The sequence below is a fragment of the Kitasatospora sp. NPDC096077 genome, from assembly GCF_040303245.1.
Lineage (GTDB): Bacteria > Actinomycetota > Actinomycetes > Streptomycetales > Streptomycetaceae > Kitasatospora.
This window is the reverse complement of the sequence record NZ_JBEOSV010000081.1, coordinates 20,964-38,344: the sequence shown is the minus strand read 5'-3', so window position 1 is coordinate 38,344 and position 17,381 is coordinate 20,964. Positions and strand designations below refer to the sequence as shown.

At 72.9% G+C, this 17,381-nt stretch carries 10 protein-coding genes; all 10 read left to right on the top strand.

The genetic code is table 11. The annotated features are described in order from the left end of the window. Positions 1–2,214, top strand: a 2,214-nt coding sequence (locus ABTZ03_RS38715; protein WP_350517908.1) for a non-ribosomal peptide synthetase, incomplete at its 5' end; no start/stop codon positions are given. 93 nt (positions 2,215–2,307) lie between these two features. After that, a complete protein-coding gene (locus ABTZ03_RS38710) occupies positions 2,308–10,164 on the top strand; it encodes a non-ribosomal peptide synthetase (RefSeq protein WP_350517907.1) in 7,857 nt (2,618 codons plus the stop codon). A gap of 97 nt (positions 10,165–10,261) precedes the next feature. After that, entirely contained in the window at positions 10,262–10,471 is a 210-nt protein-coding gene (locus ABTZ03_RS38705) for an MbtH family protein (protein ID WP_350517906.1), read from the top strand. A gap of 34 nt (positions 10,472–10,505) precedes the next feature. Continuing rightward, positions 10,506–11,507, top strand: coding sequence for a TauD/TfdA family dioxygenase (locus ABTZ03_RS38700; RefSeq protein ID WP_350517905.1), 1,002 nt, complete (start codon positions 10,506–10,508; stop codon positions 11,505–11,507). After that, the gene (locus tag ABTZ03_RS38695) at positions 11,497–11,865 is read left to right on the top strand and encodes a nuclear transport factor 2 family protein (protein ID WP_350517904.1); all 369 of its coding nucleotides are present in this window, start codon (positions 11,497–11,499) and stop codon (positions 11,863–11,865) included. The genes ABTZ03_RS38700 and ABTZ03_RS38695 overlap by 11 nt, the downstream gene beginning before the upstream one ends. A 124-nt stretch (positions 11,866–11,989) precedes the next feature. Then, positions 11,990–13,090 (top strand): branched-chain amino acid aminotransferase, encoded by a 1,101-nt coding sequence (locus tag ABTZ03_RS38690; RefSeq protein WP_350517903.1) that lies wholly within the window; start codon positions 11,990–11,992, stop codon positions 13,088–13,090. 45 nt (positions 13,091–13,135) lie between these two features. Next, positions 13,136–14,686 carry a tryptophan halogenase family protein gene (locus ABTZ03_RS38685; RefSeq protein ID WP_350517902.1) on the top strand — a complete coding sequence of 517 codons (1,551 nt, stop codon included), beginning with the start codon at positions 13,136–13,138 and terminating at the stop codon, positions 14,684–14,686. Positions 14,687–14,713: 27 nt separating this feature from the next. After that, positions 14,714–15,970 (top strand): cation:proton antiporter, encoded by a 1,257-nt coding sequence (locus ABTZ03_RS38680; protein WP_350517901.1) that lies wholly within the window; start codon positions 14,714–14,716, stop codon positions 15,968–15,970. Positions 15,971–15,975: 5 nt separating this feature from the next. Then, positions 15,976–16,521 carry a flavin reductase family protein gene (locus ABTZ03_RS38675; RefSeq protein WP_350517900.1) on the top strand — a complete coding sequence of 182 codons (546 nt, stop codon included), beginning with the start codon at positions 15,976–15,978 and terminating at the stop codon, positions 16,519–16,521. Then, positions 16,518–17,360 carry a dimethylargininase gene (gene ddaH / locus ABTZ03_RS38670; RefSeq protein ID WP_350517899.1) on the top strand — a complete coding sequence of 281 codons (843 nt, stop codon included), beginning with the start codon at positions 16,518–16,520 and terminating at the stop codon, positions 17,358–17,360. Before ABTZ03_RS38675 ends, ddaH begins: the two co-directional genes overlap by 4 nt. The last annotated feature ends 21 nt before the right edge of the window (positions 17,361–17,381 follow it).

Genomic DNA, 17,381 nt, shown 5'->3' with positions numbered 1-17,381 from the left:
GAGCAGGTCGAGGCTCGGCGTTTCGACTACCTCCCGCTCACCCGGATCCAGGCCGTCAGCGAACTGCCCACCGACCAGGCCCTGTTCGACACGCTCGTGATCTTCGCCAACTACCCGGTCGACACCGACACGGCGGCCGGCCGCGGGCTGCGGATCAGCGAGGTCACCGCGGTCGAGGCGACCAACTACCCGCTCAACCTGGCGGCCTACACCGGCGTCGGGCTCACCCTCGACCTGCTGTACGACCCGGCGATGTTCGACGAGGGCACCGTCGAGGGCCTGCGCGACCGGCTGGTTCGGCACGCCGAGAGCGTCGTGGCCGCCGACGAGTCCACCACGCTGGCCCGGCTCGACCTGCTCGGCGCCGACCAGCGCCGCCAGGTCCTCGACGACTGGGGCCGCGGGGCGCCGGCCGAGCCGGACACCACGCTCACCGCGGTCTTCGCCGAGCAGGTGCGCCGCGACCCCGGCCGGATCGCCCTGACGGTCGGGGGCGAGGAGGTCTCGTACGGCGAGCTGGACGTGCGAGCCAACCGGCTCGCCCACCGCCTGATCGAGCTCGGGGTCCGCCCGGACTCCCGGGTCGGGGTGTGCCTCGGGCGGCGCACCGAGCTGTTCGTCGCCCTGCTCGCGGTGCTCAAGGCCGGCGGCGGCTACGTGCCGCTGGACCCGGAGTACCCCGCCGACCGGCTGGCCTTCATGGTGAGCGACTCCGGCGCCGAGCTGGTCATCACCGACGCCGCCGGCGCGAGCGCGCTGCCGGCCGGGGAGGTCCGGCTGCTGCTCGGGGACGACCCGCAGGAGGCGGCCGCCGTCCGGCGCCAGCCGCAGACCGATCCGCAGGCACCCGTCCACCCGGACAGCCTGGCGCACGTGATCTACACCTCCGGCTCCACCGGGCGCCCCAAGGGCGCCGTGATGCCGCACCGGGGCGTGCTGCGGGTCGCCCACGACCCCGAGCTCGCCCTGACCGCCGAGGACGTGGTCGGCCAGCTGGCCACCATCTCCTTCGACGCGGGCACGCTGGAGATCTGGAGCGCCCTGCTGAACGGCGCGGCGCTCGCGGTGAGCCCCAGCCGCAGCATGTCGGCCGCCGAGCTGGGCGCGTTCCTGCACGGGTGCCGGGTGTCGGTGGTCTGGATCACCGCCGGGCTGTTCCACGAGATCGTGGACAGCGACGTCCAGGCCCTCGGCGGCCTGCGGCTGGTGATGTCCGGCGGTGACACCCTCTCGCCGGCCCACTGCGTGCGGGTGGTCGAGCAGGTGCCCGGCCTCCGGGTGATCAACGGCTACGGACCCACCGAGGGCACCGTGTTCACCTCGCTGTTCACCGTCAACGGCAACTACTCCGGGCACGGCCCGATGCCGATCGGCACCCCGATCGGCGGCACCCGGGTGTACGTCCTGGACCCGGCCCTGCGGCCGGTGCCCCCGGGCGTGGAGGGCGAGCTGTACGTCGCGGGCCAGGGCCTCGGACGCGGGTACGTCAACCGGCCCGGGATCACGGCCGAACGCTTCCTCGCCGACCCCTTCGCCGCCGACGGCTCGCGGATGTACCGCTCCGGCGACCTGGTGCGCTGGCTGCCGGACGGCAACCTGGACTTCGTCTCCCGGACGGACTTCCAGGTGAAGATCCGAGGCCTGCGGATCGAACTGGGCGAGATCGAGGCGGCCGTGGCCGACTACCCGGGCGTCGCCCAGGCGATGGTGCTGGCCCGCGAGGACGGCCCGGGCGGCAAGTGGCTGGTGGCGTACCTGGTGCCCGAGGCCGGGGCGCCCGCACCGGACCAGGCGCAGCTGCGGGAGTTCCTGGCCCGCCGGCTGCCCGCCTACATGGTCCCGGGCGCGCTGGTGGCGCTGGAGACGTTCCCGCTGACGCCCAACGGCAAGGTGGACCGCCGGGCCCTGCCCGCCCCGGGCACCACGGGCGGTTCGGAGGAGGAGTACCGGGCCCCCGCCACACCCGTCGAGGAACTGCTCGCCGACATCTGGGCCCAGGTGCTCAAGACGCCGCGGATCAGCGTCGAGGCGAACTTCTTCGACCTGGGCGGCGACTCGATCCTCAGCATCCAGGTGATCTCCCGGATCCGGGAGACCTTCACCGTCGACCTGTCCGCCCGGACCCTGTTCGAAAACCCCACGGTCGAGGAGCTCGCGACAGCCGTCGAGGCCGCCCTCCTGGCTGCACTGGAACAGCAGGCCGACCAGCCGTAGCGCGGCCACCGCGGGACCGGCGCACGCTCGTGCGCCGACCCCGCGGGCCCGCCGAACTCGAACCGACGTGCACACACGAAGAGGAGACACCCGATGGACGCGGCACGTGAGCGCCTGATCGAGTCGCTGCCGGAGCACATGCGGGCCGCGATGCGGGCGCGGCTGGCGGACGGGGGCGGCAAGGACCGGCCTGGCCGGATCGTCCCGGTCGGCCGGGACCGGGCGCTGCCGCTGTCCTTCGCGCAGCAACGGCTCTGGTTCCTGGACGAGTTCGAGCCGGACAGCGCGGAGTACAACACCTGCAGCTCGCTGAGGATCACCGGAGAGCTGGACGTACGGGCGCTCTCGCTGGCGCTGTCCGCCCTGGTGGTGCGGCACGAGCTGCTGCGGACCACCTTCGACGCGGTGGACGGCGAGGCGGTGCAGCTGATCGGCGCGCCGTTCACCGTGCCGGTGCCGGTGGTGGACCTGCCCGGCGCCCCCCACCCGCAGGACCGCGACGAGCGGGCCGAGGAACTGCTGCGGGCCGAGGTCGCCCGCCCCTTCGACCTGCGCACCGGACCGCTGCTGCGGGCCCTGCTGGTGCGCCTGGACGAACACGAGCACGTCCTCGCCCTGACGGTCCACCATATCGTCACCGACGGCTGGTCGATGGGCGTCGTGGCCCGCGAGCTGGGGGCCCTGTACGGGGCCGCGCTGGAGGCCGCGGCGGCGCAGCCCGAGGAGGTCCTGGCGAAGGCGGGCCTCGCACCGCTGGCCGTGCAGTACGCGGACTTCGCCGTGTGGCAGCGCGAGCGCCTGGCCGGCGCCGCGCTGGACGAGCAACTGTCGTACTGGTCCGGCAAGCTGGCCGGAGTGCAGACGCTGGAGCTGCCGACCGACCGGCCCCGCCCGGCGGTGCGCACCTCGGCCGGCGCCCAGTACCTGTGCCGGCTGGACCCGGAGGTGACGACCGGCCTGACGGCCGCGGCCCGCGCCCGGGGCGGCACGCTGTTCATGAGCCTGGTCGCGCTCAGCTCCCTGGTGCTGTCCCGCTGGTCGGGCCAGCAGGACATCGCCCTCGGCACCTCGGTCTCCGGCCGCGAGCGGGGCGAGGTCGAGGACCTGATCGGCTTCTTCGTCAACACCCTGGTCCTGCGCACCGGCGTGGACGAGACCCGCTCCTTCGCCGACCACCTCGGCGCCGTCCGGGAGACCGTCCTGGAGGCGTTCGCGCACGCCGAGGTGCCCTTCGAGCGGGTCGTCGACGCCGTCGTCACCGAACGCGACCTCAGCCGCTCCCCGCTGGCCCAGGTCATGGTCTCGCTGCAGAACACCCCGGCCGAGAAGCTGCGGCTGTCCGGAGTGACCCTGGAGGAGTTCATCTTCTCCCGCGAGCAGTCCCTCTTCGACCTCGACCTTGACTTCTGGGAGCAGGACGGCGGCCTGCTCGCCGCCGTGCAGTACAACCCGGACCTCTTCGACGCCGCCACCGTCGAGCGCCTGTGCGGCCACCTGCGCCTGCTGGCCGGCCGACTGGCGGCCGAGCCGCAACGGCCGATGGCCGAGCTGTCGATGCTCGCCGACACCGAACTCGACCTGCTGCTCGGCACCTGGTCCGGCACCGCCGACCGGCTCCCGGCCACCACCCTGCCCCAGGAGTTCGAGGCCCAGGCCCAGCTGACCCCGCACCGCACCGCACTGGTCTGCGCGGGCACCCGGCTGGACTTCGCCGAACTGGAGACCCGGGCCAACCGCCTGGCGCACCACCTGATCGGCCATGGAGTGGGTCCCGAGGCGCTGGTGGCCCTCGCCCTGCCGCGCTCCGAGGACATGGTGGTGGCCGTCCTCGCGGTCCTCAAGGCCGGCGGCGCCTACGTCCCGGTGGACCTCGAACTGCCCCCCGAGCGAATCGACTTCATGCTCGACGACGCCGCCCCGGCCCTGGTGCTGACGGCCGGCACAGCCCTCGCCCCGGCCGGGCGCACCGCACTGGACCTCACCGACCTCACAATGCGGGCGGCCGTCGCCGCACAGCCCGCCACCGCGCCCACCGACGCCGACCGGCTGCGCCCGCTGCACCCGGCCAACCCCGCCTACCTGATCTACACCTCCGGCTCCACCGGCCGCCCCAAGGGCGTGCTGACCACCCACCAAGGCCTGCTCAACCTGTACCGCAACCACCGCGACGAGTTCATCCGGCCCGAGCAGGACCGCGCGGGCGGGCGCACCATGCGGGCCGCGCTGACCGCCGTGTTCTCCTTCGACACCTCGTGGGAGGGCATGCTCTGGATGGTCGCCGGCCACGAGCTGCACCTGATCGACGACGAGACCCGGCGCGACCCCGAGGCGATCGTCGACTACGTGGCCACCGAACGCGTCGACCTGCTCGACCTGACGCCCACCTACGCCGAGCAGGTCCTGGCCGCCGGGCTCCTGACCGACCCGCGGCACCGCCCGGCGATCCTGATGCTGGGCGGCGAAGGCGTCGGCGAGACGCTCTGGCGCGAACTGCGCGAGGCCGCCGACACCACCGGCTACAACTTCTACGGCCCCACCGAGGCGACCGTGGACACCGTGTGGTGCCGGCTGGAGCAGTCTCCACGCCCGGTCGTCGGGCGCCCGGTGCACAACACCGGCGTGCGCGTCCTGGACCGCCGGCTGCGGCCGGTGCCGGTCGGCGTGGCCGGCGAACTCCACCTGACCGGGCCCTCACTGGCCCGCGGCTACCTGCGCCGCCCGGGCCTGAGCGCCGAGCGCTTCGTCGCCGACCCCTACGGCGCCCCCGGCGAGCGCATGTACCGCACCGGAGACCTGGTGCGCTGGAACGCCGACGGGGTGCTGGAGTACCTGGGCCGCGCCGACGACCAGGTGAAGGTCCGCGGCTTCCGCATCGAACTGGGCGAGATCGAGTCCGCGCTCGCCGCCCACCCCGCGGTCGCGCAGGCCGTCGTGGTGGCCCGGGACGGCCGCGCCGGCGGCAAGCAGCTGGTCGGCTACGTGGTGGCCGTGCCGGGAGCACAGGCCCCGGCCACCGCCGAACTGCGCGCCCTGCTGGCCCGCAGCCTGCCCGACTACATGGTGCCCACCGCCGTCGTCGCCCTGGACACCCTGCCGGTGACCAGCAGCGGCAAGGTGGACCGGGCGGCCCTGCCCGCACCGGACCCCTCCGCCGTCCCCGTCCATGAGCGCATCGCCCCGCGCGACGCGGTCGAGGAGGCACTGGCCGGCGTCTGGGTGCAGGTGCTCGGGCTCGACGGGGTCGGGGTCACCGACAACTTCTTCGAGCTGGGCGGCAACTCGATCCTGAGCATCAAGGTCATCTCCCGGCTGCGCCGGCTCTTCGGGATCGAGCTCTCCGCACGCTCGCTCTTCGACCGCCCGACCATCGAGGGCCTCGCCGAACTGGTCACCCAGGGCCGTGCGGCCCGGCACACCGCCCGCATCGTCCCGGTCGGCCGCGACCGGGCGCTGCCGCTGTCCTTCGCCCAGCAACGCCTCTGGTTCCTGGACGAGTTCGAGCCCGGCAACGCCGCCTACAACGCCGGCGGAGTGCTGCGCCTGAGTGGCGAACTCGACCTCGGGGCACTGTCGCTGGCCCTGTCCGCGCTGGTGGTCCGGCACGAGGTGCTGCGCACCACCTTCGCCGTCGCCGACGGCGAGGCCGTGCAGGTCGTCGGTGAGCCGTTCACCGTACCGGTGCCGGTGGTCGACGCCGCCGCCGACACCGACCGGGTCGAGGAACTGCTGCGCGCCGAGGTGGCCCGCCCCTTCGACCTGCGCACCGGACCGCTGCTGCGGGCCCTGCTGGTGCGCCTGGGCGAGCACGAGCACGTCCTCGCCCTGACGCTGCACCACATCGTCACCGACGGCTGGTCCATGGGCGTCATCTCCGGCGAACTCGGCGCCCTGTACGGTGCCGCACTGGACAGCGACCCGACGGCGCAGCCCGAGCAGGTGCTGGCCAAGGCCGGCCTCGCGCCCCTGGCGGTGCAGTACGCGGACTTCGCGCTCTGGCAGCGCGAACACCTGGCCGGCGCCGTCCTGGACGAGCAACTGTCCTACTGGACCGCTCAACTGGCCGGCGTCCAGGCCCTGGAACTGCCCACCGACCGCCCCCGCCCGCCGGTGCGCACCTCGGCCGGCGCCCTGCACACCTTCCGGCTCTCCCCCCGGGCCACCGAAGGCATGGCCCGCACCGCGCAGGAACACGGCGCGACCCTGTTCATGGCCGTCACCGCCCTCAGCTCGCTGGTGCTCTCCCGCTGGAGCGGCCAGCGAGACCTCACCCTCGGCGCCCTCAGCTCCGGACGCGAGCGCGCCGAGGTCGAAGGCCTCATCGGCTTCTTCGTCAACACCCTGGCGCTGCGCACCGACGTGGACGAGACCCGCTCCTTCGCCGAGCACCTCGGCGCCGTGCGCGACACCGTCCTGGAGGCGTTCGCCCACGCCGAAGTGCCCTTCGAGCGGGTCGTCGACGCCGTCGTCACCGAACGCGACCTCAGCCGCTCCCCGCTCGTCCAGGCCCTGGTGGCCTACCAGAACACGCCCTCCGAGCCGATGCGGATGCACGGGCTGGAGCTGTCCGAGCAGCCGTTCGCCCGCGACTTCTCGCTCTTCGACCTCACCCTCAACTTCTGGGAGGAGGACGGCGCGCTGTGCGGCTCGCTGGAGTACAACACCGACCTCTTCGACCCGCAGACCATGGCCCGACTGGTCGGCCACCTGGAGGAACTGGCCTGCCGGGTCACCGCCGAACCCGCCCGCGCCACGGCCGAACTGTCGCTGCTCACCGAGGCCGAGCGGGAGGAGATCACCGCCCGCCAGACCGGCCCCGAGCGGACCCTGCCCACCTGCACCGCCCCCGGGCTGTTCGAGTCCCAGGTCCTGCGCACACCCGACGCCCTCGCCGTCGCGGCCGACGACGACGAGCTGAGCTACGCCGAACTCAACGCCCGCGCCAACCGCCTGGCCCGGCACCTGCGTACGCTCGGCGCCGGCCCGGAGACCGTGGTGGCCGTCGCGCTGCCCCGCTCGGCCGCCCTGCTCACCGCCCTGTACGCCGTGCACAAGGCCGGCGCCTCCTACCTGCCGGTGGACCCGCAGTACCCGGCCGAGCGGATCGCCACCCTGCTGCGCGACGCCCGACCCGTCTGCCTGATCACCGCCACCGACGACGCCGTCCCGGCCGAACCCGCGCCCGGCACGGCCCACCTGGCGCTGGACGCGCCCGAGGTCCGAGAAGCCCTGGCCACCCACGCAGCCGACAACCTCACCGACACCGAGCGCGGCGGGCCGCTGCTCCCGCAGCACCCGGCCTACGTCATCTACACCTCCGGCTCCACCGGCACCCCCAAGGGCGTCGTGGTGCCGCACACCGGCCTGGTGAACTACCTGTACTGGTGCGACCACGCCTACCCGGGCATCCGCGGCGGCGCCCTGCTGCACTCCTCGGTCTCCTTCGACCTCACCGTCACCACCCTGTTCGCCCCGCTCGCCTTCGGCGGCACCCTCTACATCGCCGACCTCGACGAACTCGACCCGAAGCGCTGGCAGGGCCGGCGCCCCGCACCCACCTTCGTCAAGGCCACCCCCAGCCATCTCCCGCTGCTGGAAGCCCTGTCCGAGGGTGTGCTCCCCGAGGGCGACCTGGTGGTCGGCGGTGAGCAGCTGATCGGCACCACGCTAGCCCACTGGCGGGCCAAGCACCCGGGCGCCGCCGTGGTCAACGAGTACGGCCCCACCGAGGCCACCGTCGGCTGCGTCGTCCACCGCCTGGCACCCGGCGAGGCCGACCAGGACGGCGCCGTCGCCATCGGCACCCCGCTGTGGAACATGCGCGCCTACGTGCTGGACGCCCTACTGCGCCCGGTGCCCACCGGCGTGGCCGGTGAACTGTACGTCGCCGGAGCCCAGTTGGCCCGCGGCTACCTCGGCCGTCCGGGCCTGAGCGCGGAGCGCTTCGTCGCCGACCCCAACGGCGCGCCCGGCGCGCGGATGTACCGCACCGGCGACCTGGTGCGCCGCGACCGCGACGGCGTCCTGGAATACCTGGGCCGCACCGACGACCAGGTCAAGATCCGCGCCCACCGGATCGAACTGGGCGAGGTGGAAGCGGCGCTGACCGCAGCGCCCGGGGTCGGTCAGGTCTCGGTGGTCGCCGTCGACGGACCGGGCGGGCTGCGCCTGGCCGCCTACGCCGCGCCCCGCCCGGGCGAGAGCGAGCCGGCCGTGGAGGCGCTGCGCGAGTTCGCGGCCGCGGTACTGCCGGACTACATGGTCCCGGCGCTGTTCACGGTGCTGCCCGAGCTGCCGCTGACCGTCAACGGCAAGGTGGACCGCCGGGCCCTGCCCGACCCGTCCGCCACCGCCCCCGAGCCGGCCGCCGAGGGCCCGCGGGACGAGACCGAGCGGCTGATCGCCGGCGTCTTCGCCAACCTGCTCGGTGTGGAGCGGGTCGGCGTGACGGACAGCTTCTTCGACCTCGGCGGCGACTCGATCCTGAGCATCCAGCTGGTCGCCCGGCTGCGCCGGGCCGGGCTGACGGTCAGCTCGAAGGACGTCTTCAGGGGCGGCAGCGTCCGCGCCCTGGCCCGGCTGCTGGCCGAGCAGTCGCCCGAGCAGCCGGCCGGATCCGCCGCGGCGCCGGCCCCCGCCACCGGCCCGGTGCCGCTGGCCCCGGTCCAGCAGTGGTTCTTCGAGCGCTACCGCGAGGAGCCCGGCCACTACAACATGTCCGTCCAGCTGGAACTGGCCGAGGACGTGCGGCCCGAGGCGGTCGCGGCAGCGGTGGCCGGCCTGACGGCGCACCACGAGGCGCTGCGGATGCGCTTCACCGGCGACGGGGCCGGGCGGCGCCAGCTGCCGGCGGCCCCGGAGCAGGCGGCGCCGCTGGAGCGGGTGGACCTGTCGGCGGTGCCGGCGCACGCCCTGGCAGCTGAGGAGGCCACCCGGGTCGGTGCCGCGCAGCGCTCGCTGGACCTGACGGCCGGCCCGGTCTTCCGGGCGGTGCACCTGGACGGCGGCCCGTCCCGCCCGTCCCGGCTGCTGCTGATCGCGCACCACCTGGTGGTGGACGCGGTGTCCTGGCGGATCCTGCTGGACGACCTGGCGAGCGCCTACCGGCAGGCGGTGGCGGGCGAGCCCGTCCACCTGGAGCCGGTCGCCACCTCCTACACCGGCTGGGTGAGCGCGCTGCGCGAGCACGTCGCGGGCGGGGCGCTGGAGGACGAGCGCCCGTACTGGGCGGAAATCGCCGCCGGAGAATCCCCGGCAATACCCCTGGATCACGCCGGTGTTAATACGGTATCGTCGGAGGCGGGAATTTCGGCCGAATTGGACGAGGCGGAGACCGCGAAACTCCTGCGGACCGCCCCCGGCCAATACCGGGCGCGCACCGAGGAAATTCTGGTGGCGGCGCTCGGGGCGGCCCTGACCGGCTGGTCCGGGGGCTCTGGAATCCTGGTCGACCTGGAGGGGCACGGCCGCGACGGAGACCTCGACGGCTGCGACGTCGCGCGCACCGTCGGCTGGTTCACCACCATCTACCCGGTCCGGCTGCCGGCGCCGGCCACGGCGGACCCGAAGGCCCGGGTGCGGGCCGCGGCGGGCCTGCTGCGGGCCGTCCCGGCACGCGGCATCGGCCGCGGAGCGCTCGCCCGGTACTCCGAGGTCGGCGACCCGGCCGCCGGGGCGTCGCCCGAGGTGATCTTCAACTACCTCGGGCGGTTCGAGGAAACGCCTGGCGGGGGACAGGAGGACGGCCCGTTCAGGGCCGTGCTGCCGATCGCCGACCAGCAGAGCGAGCGCGGCCGGCGACCGTACCTGATCGACATCGCCGCCGCGGTGAACGGGAACCGGTTCACGGTCACCTGGCGGTACTCGACCGAACTGCACCGCGCGGAGACCATCGCGAAACTGGCCGAGAGCTTCCTGGCCGAGCTGCGTGATCTGCTGAATCCCGCCCGCTAGTTTCAGGCCGCGGTTCAAAGACCGCCGGTTCCAGCGGGTGCGAAAACGGCCCGCCCGGCGGAAATCCTGACCACCGAATGCGACAAAGGGGAGAACCATGTCCAACCCGTTCGAGAACGATGATTCCGAATACCTGGTGCTGGTCAACGACGAGGGTCAGCACTCGCTCTGGCCGACCTTCGCCGAGGTCCCCGGCGGCTGGCACCGGGAATTCGGTCCGGCCGCCCGCCAGGAATGCCTGGAATTCGTCGAGAAGAACTGGACCGACATGCGCCCGAAGAGCCTGATCGAGGCCATGGGGGCCTGACCCGCCCGGCCGTACCACGCGTGGAGGAGACGACATGAACCGGACGCTACCGCCGGAGCTGGCGGTGCTTGGCCCCTGTACCGGCCGGGTCGAGGGCAACGGAGACACGGCCGTGGTGGTCTACCGCCCGGCCGCGGACGGACTGGACGTCGCCCAGTGGGCGACCGAGCACCGCCCGCAGCTGATGGACGCGCTCGCGACGTACGGCGCGGTCCTGGTGCGCGGCGTCGTGCACGAGGCCGCCCTGCTCAACGAGGTGGCCGGCCGCATCGGCGGCGAACTGCTCACCTACAACGAGCGGTCCACGCCGCGCACGCAGGTCAGCGGCAACGTGTACACCTCGACGGAGTACCCGTCGGCGCAGACCATCGTCCAGCACAACGAGAGCGCCTACTCCGACGGCTACCCGCTCTGGCTGTTCTTCGCCAGCACCGTGGCCGCCGAGACCGGCGGCGAGACCCCGCTCGCCGACAGCCGCGCCGTAGCCCGGCGCCTGCCCTCCTCCCTGGTGGCCCGCTTCCGCGTCAAGGGCGTCCTGTACACCCGCGCCTACCGCGAGGGCATGGGCCTGACCTGGCAGGAGTCCTACCAGACCGAGGACCGCGCCAAGGTCGAGGAGTACTGCCGCTCGCACGGCATCGAGTGGACCTGGACGGAGGACGGCCTGCGCACCCGCCACCGCCGGCCCGCGCTGATCACCGACCCGCGCACCGGCGAGGAGTCCTGGTTCAACCAGGCCCACCTCTTCCACGCCTCCAACCTGCCCAAGGAGACCCGCGAGGCGCTGGAGGAGATGTTCGACCCCGAGGACATGCCGCGCGGCGCCTACTACGGCGACGGCACGCCCATCCCGGACGAGGAGCTGGACCTGGTCCGCCAGGCCTTCGAGGACAGCGCCTACGCCTTCCCGTGGGTCGAGGGCGACCTCCTGATGGTCAACAACCTGCTGGTCTCGCACGGCCGTCGGCCGTACACGGGCAAGCGCACGACGCTGGTCGCGATGGCCGGAACGGACACGGCGACGCATGAGCACTGAACGGACGGCAGGCACCGAGCAGGTGCGCACCTACTACAAGCTGGTGGACGCCCAGGACGTGGAGGGCCTGATCGCCCTGTTCGCCCCGGACGCGGTCTACCGGCGCCCCGGCTACGACCCGATGCGCGGCCACGACGGCCTGCGGGTCTTCTACACCGGGCAGCGGGTGATCGAGTCCGGCCGGCACACCATCACCTCGCTCACCGCCCAGGACGACCGGGTCACCGTCTCCGGGGTCTTCGAGGGGCGGCTCAGGGACGGCAAGGACGTCTCCCTGGAGTTCGCCGACTTCTTCACGCTTACCCCCGAGGGCCTCTTCCAGCGCCGGGACACCTTCTTCTTCGCCCCGCTGGTCTGACCCCCCCATCCGGGCCCTTCCCCTTGCGGGCCCTTCCCACCGGGCCCTTCGGCCCGACCCCGCCCCGGCCGGCCGCACCCGGCCGGGGCCGGCCCCACCCGAAGACCGTCCACAGGAGGCCGGAGTGTCCCCGCGCATCGAGAGAAAACCCCTGGAGCACCCGCTGCCCGTCGCCGAACGGCTCGAGCGCACCCGCTCCGCCGGCTTCGGCTCGGCCCTGACCGAACACCTGGTCTCCGTCGAGTGGGGCGCCGAACAGGGCTGGCACAGTGCCCAACTGCAGCCCTACGAACCACTGCTGATGGACCCGGCGATGGTCGGCCTGCACTACGGGCAGGTCGTCTTCGAAGGCGTCAAGGCCTTCAGGGCACCCGATGGGGCGATCCGCATCTTCCGCCCCGAGGCCCACGCCCGCCGCTTCCAGGACTCCGCCCGGCGGCTGATGATGCCCGAGATGCCGCAGGACCTCTTCGTCGCCGCCCTCGACGAGCTGACCCGCCAGGACCAGGACTGGCTGCCCGACGACCCCGAGATGAGCCTCTACCTCCGCCCGCTGCTCTACGGCAGCGAGCGCACCCTCGCGCTGCGCCCCGCCCGGCAGTACCGCTTCCTGCTGATGGCCTTCGTCACCGAGGCCTACTTCGGCCGGGACCAGAAGCCGGTGCGGGTCTGGGTCACCGAGGAGTTCTCCCGCGCCGCGGCCGGCGGCACCGGCGCGGCCAAGTGCGCCGGCAACTACGCGGGCAGCCTGCTGGCCCAGGAACAGGCCAAGGCCAAGGGCTGCGACCAGGTGGTCTGGCTCGACTCGGCGGAGCACCGCTGGGTGGAGGAGATGGGCGGGATGAACCTCTTCTTCGTCCACGGCTCCGGCGCCGACATCCGGCTGACCACCCCGCCGCTCACCGGCACCCTGCTGCCCGGCATCACCCGGGCCTCCCTGCTGGACCTGGCCGCCGACCTGGGTGTCCCGGCCGCGCAGGAGCCGCTCAGCCTGGACGCCTGGCGCGCCGGCTGCGCCTCCGGCGAGATCACCGAGGTGTTCGCCTGCGGCACCGCGGCCCGGGTCAGCCCGGTCAACGAGGTCGCCACCGCCGACGGCTCCTGGGTCATCGGCGACGGCCGCACCGGCCCGCTCACCGCCCGCCTCGCCGAACTGCTGACCTCCGTCCAGCAGGGCACCGCGCCCGATGCGCACGGCTGGATGCACGACGTCCCGCTCGCCTGACCGCCACCCCACCCCCTTCCCTGCAACGACAGCCGAGGAGTACCCATGCCCAACAAGATCGTCATAGTCGGTGGCGGGACGTCCGGATGGATGACCGCCGCGTACCTGCGCGCCACTTTCGGCCCGAACGTCTCGGTCACCCTGGTCGAGTCCAGGCGGATCAAGACCATCGGCGTCGGCGAGGCGACCTTCAGCACCGTGCGGCACTTCTTCGACTACCTCGGCCTGCCCGAGGAGGAGTGGATGCCGCGCACCAACGCCACCTACAAGCTCGGCATCAGGTTCGAGAACTGGCGACGCAAGGGCCACTACTTCTACCACCCCTTCGAGCGGCTGCGGGTGGTCGACGGCTTCCCGCTCACCGACTGGTGGCTCAAGGACCGGCCCAGCGACCGGTTCGACCAGGACACCTTCCTGATGACCTCGATCTGCGACCATGAGCGCTCCCCCCGCTACTTGGACGGCACCCTGTTCGAGCAGGAGTTCGTCGAGCGTCCCAAGGACGGCAGCGCCCCGCGCACCACGCTCTCCGAGCAGGCCACTCAGTTCCCCTACGCCTACCAGTTCGACGCCTCGCTGCTCGCCGACTTCCTCTCCGAGTACGCCACCGAGCGCGGCGCCGTCCACATCGAGGACGACGTGCTGGAGGTCGTCCGCGACGACCGCGGCTGGATCAGCCACCTGCGCACCCGCGAGCACGGCGACCTGTCCGGCGACCTGTTCATCGACTGCACCGGCTTCCGCGGCATGCTGATCAACCAGGCCCTCGAAGAGCCGTTCATCTCCTACCAGGACACCCTGCCCAACGACCGCGCCGTCGCCCTGCGCGTGCCGGTGGACATGGCCAAGCGCGGCCTGCGCCCGGCCACCACCGCCACCGCCCAGGAGGCCGGCTGGATCTGGAGCATCCCGCTGTTCGGCCGCCTGGGCACCGGCTACGTCTACGCCTCCGACTACACCACCCCCGAGGAGGCCGAGCGCACCCTGCGCGAGTTCGTCGGCCCCGGCGCCGAGGACCTGGAGGCCAACCACATCAGGATGCGGGTCGGGCGCACCCGCAACGCCTGGGTCAACAACTGCGTGGCGATCGGCCTGTCCAGCGGCTTCGTCGAGCCGCTGGAGTCCACCGGCATCTTCTTCATCCAGCGCGGCATCGAGCAGTTGGTCAAGCACTTCCCGAACGCCGACTGGGACCCGCAGCTGCGCAAGTCCTACAACAGCGCGATGGCCCACACCCTCGACGGCGTCCGGGAGTTCCTGGTCCTGCACTACAAGGGCGCGGCCCGCGACGACAACGCCTACTGGCGCGACGCCAAGACCCGCGTCATCCCCGACGGCCTGGCCGAGCGGCTGGAGCAGTGGCAGGTCAAGCCGCCGACCAGCGACACCATCTACCCGCACTACCACGGCTTCGAGGCGTACTCCTACCTCGCCATGCTGCTCGGCCTCGGCGGCATCCCGATCAAGGCCGTCCCGGCGATGTCGCTGATGGACTCCACCGCCGCCGCCAAGGAGTTCCAGCAGCTCAAGGACCAGGCGCAGGACCTCGTCAGGCGCCTGCCCAGCCAGTACGAGTACCTCGCCCAGCGGCACTGACCGCCCGCGGAGACAGGGAGAGCTGTCGTGTTGGCGAGTACGTTCACCGAGCCGGCCCTGGTGGTCCTCGTGCTGGTCCCCGGCGCCCTGCTGGGCCGTTGGGCGGCCAAGGCGCTGGGCCAGCCGGCCGTGGTCGGGGAGATCGCGGCCTGTCTGGCGCTGGGCGCCCTGCTGAGCTCCCGGGTGCACTGGGGCGCCCAGTCGCCCGGCTGGGACCTGTTCAAGGAACTCGGGCACCTCGGCCTCTCCTTGTTCCTGGTCGGCGCAGCCCACGAGATCCGCGGCGGCGGCCACCGGCTGCCCAGACGGGCGCTGGCCTGGCTGTCGGCCGGGTCGATCCTGCTCCCGATGGGCGCCGGCGCCCTGCTCGCGGCCTGGATCATCGCCGGCGGGGGAGGCCCGCACCTGCGCGGGGACTCCGGCACACCCGCCTTCGTGCTGATGCTCGCGATCGCACTGGCGGTCACCGCCGTCCCGGTGCTCGCCGGCATCCTGCGCGACCGAGACATGGAGTACACCGACGAGGGCCGGCTCTCGATGGCCTCCGCCGTCCTCATCGACGCCCTCACCTGGGTCCTGCTCACCCTGGCGATCGGCCTGCACAAGGGCGGCGACGGCCCGCTGCGTGCCGTCCTGGTGGTACTGGGCGGGGCGATGGCCGCGCTCGCCCTGCGCCGCCTGGCCGGCACCCCGGCGGTGGACCGGGCGGCCTGCGGCTACCCGAGGGCGGCGGTGCTGGCGGTGGGCCTGCTCGCCCTCGGCGCCGCCCGGCTGACCCAGGACATGGGCCTCAGCGACGTGTTCGGAGCCGTCATGGTCGGCCTGGCGCTGCCGTCGGACGGCGGCCTCGGCCCCTGGACCAGGTCGGCCGACCTGCTCGGCAAGCTGGGCCGCGGCCTGCTGCCGGTGCTGTTCCTGACCGCCGGGACCACCCTGGCGGCCGCCCCCGGCGGAGCGTTCTCCTGGTCGGCCACCATCGTCGCCACCGCCCTCGCGCTGGCCGGAAAGCTCGTGGGCGGCTACCTCGGCGCCCGGGCCGGCGACCAGCCGCCGGTCTCCTCCTTCAAGCTGGCCGTGCTCATGAACACCCGCGGTCTCACCGAGATCGTGATCCTGCAGATCGGGTACAGCGCGGGCCTCCTGGCGCCGACGCTCTACGTCGCGCTCGTCATCATGGCGCTGATCACCACGGGGCTGAGCGGGCCACTGCTGTGGCTGGCCGACCGGATCGGGACCCGTGCGCCGGTGGCCGTCGAACCGATCCTCCAACAAGTCGAGCGGTGAGTCTCTTGGAAGTCGTCGCAAACCCTGACACCATCCGTACCGCCCCGCCGAGTTCGCCCGAGGAGTTCCGGTCGCTGATGGCCGGCTTCCCGACCGGGGTCGCCATCGTCACCGCAGTCGACCGCAACGGCCGCCCCTGGGGCATGACCTGCTCCGCGCTGTGCAGCGTCAGCGTGGACCCGCCCACCCTGGCCGTCGGCATGCGGGCCGAGAGCCCGACCCTGCGGGCGGCCCTGGAATCGGACGCCTTCACCGTCAACCTGCTGCACGCCCAGGGCCGTTCGGCCGCCGAGCTGTTCGCCTCCGGCGCCCCGGACCGCTTCGACTCCACCGAGTGGAGCATGCCCGAGCACGCCGCCGGCCCCCACCTCACCGAGGCCGCGCACGCCGTCGCCGACTGCCGCATCACCCAGATCGTGGTGGTCGGGGAGAAGCGGATGGTCTTCGGCGAGGTCTTCCGAGTGAGCCGACTCGCCGACGACGACCCGCTGTTGTACGGAAGCCGACGTTACGGCACCTGGTCTGCCACCCAACCGAGGAGTCACCGATGAACTCAGCCGCCCCCGGCGGTGCCGTCACCCGACACGCCCGCCCCCGGCACTTCCTGATGTGCCGCCCGACCCACTACGACGTCAGCTACTCCATCAACCCGTGGATGGAACCGGCCAAGCCGACCGACACCTCGCTCGCCGTCGCCCAGTGGGAGCGGCTGCACGATCTCTTCCTGGAGCTCGGGCACACCATCGAGCTGATCGAGCCGATCCCCGGCCTGCCCGACATGGTGTACGCCGCCAACGGCGCCACCGTGGTCGACGGCAAGGTGTTCGGCGCGCGCTTCCGCCACCAGGAGCGGGCCGCCGAGGGCCCCGCCTACCTGGCCTGGTTCCGAGCTCGCGGCTACGCCGAGCTGCACGAGCCGCAGTACGTCAACGAGGGCGAGGGCGACTTCCTCGTCACCGACAGCCACGTGCTCGCCGGCTGGGGCTTCCGCAGCACCCTGGAGGGCCACGCCGAGGCCCAGGAGTTCTTCGGCCGCCCCGTCGTCGGCCTGGAACTGGTCGACCCGCGCTTCTACCACCTGGACACCGCCCTGGCCGTGCTCGACGGCGACGAGATCATGTACAACCCGGCCGCCTTCTCCGCCGGAAGCCTCGCCGTGCTGCGCCGCCTCTACCCCGACGCCTTGCTCGCCGAGCCCGCCGACGCGGCCGTGTTCGGCCTCAACGCGATCAGCGACGGTCGGCACGTCGTGCTGCCCGAGGCCGCCACCGGCCTGGCCCGGCAGCTGCGCGAGCGCGGCTTCGAGCCGATCGGCGTCGACCTGACCGAACTCCTCAAGGCGGGCGGCAGCGTCAAGTGCTGCACGCTCGAACTGAGGCCCCGCGGCTGACTGCCGCCCGTCCCGGTCGGC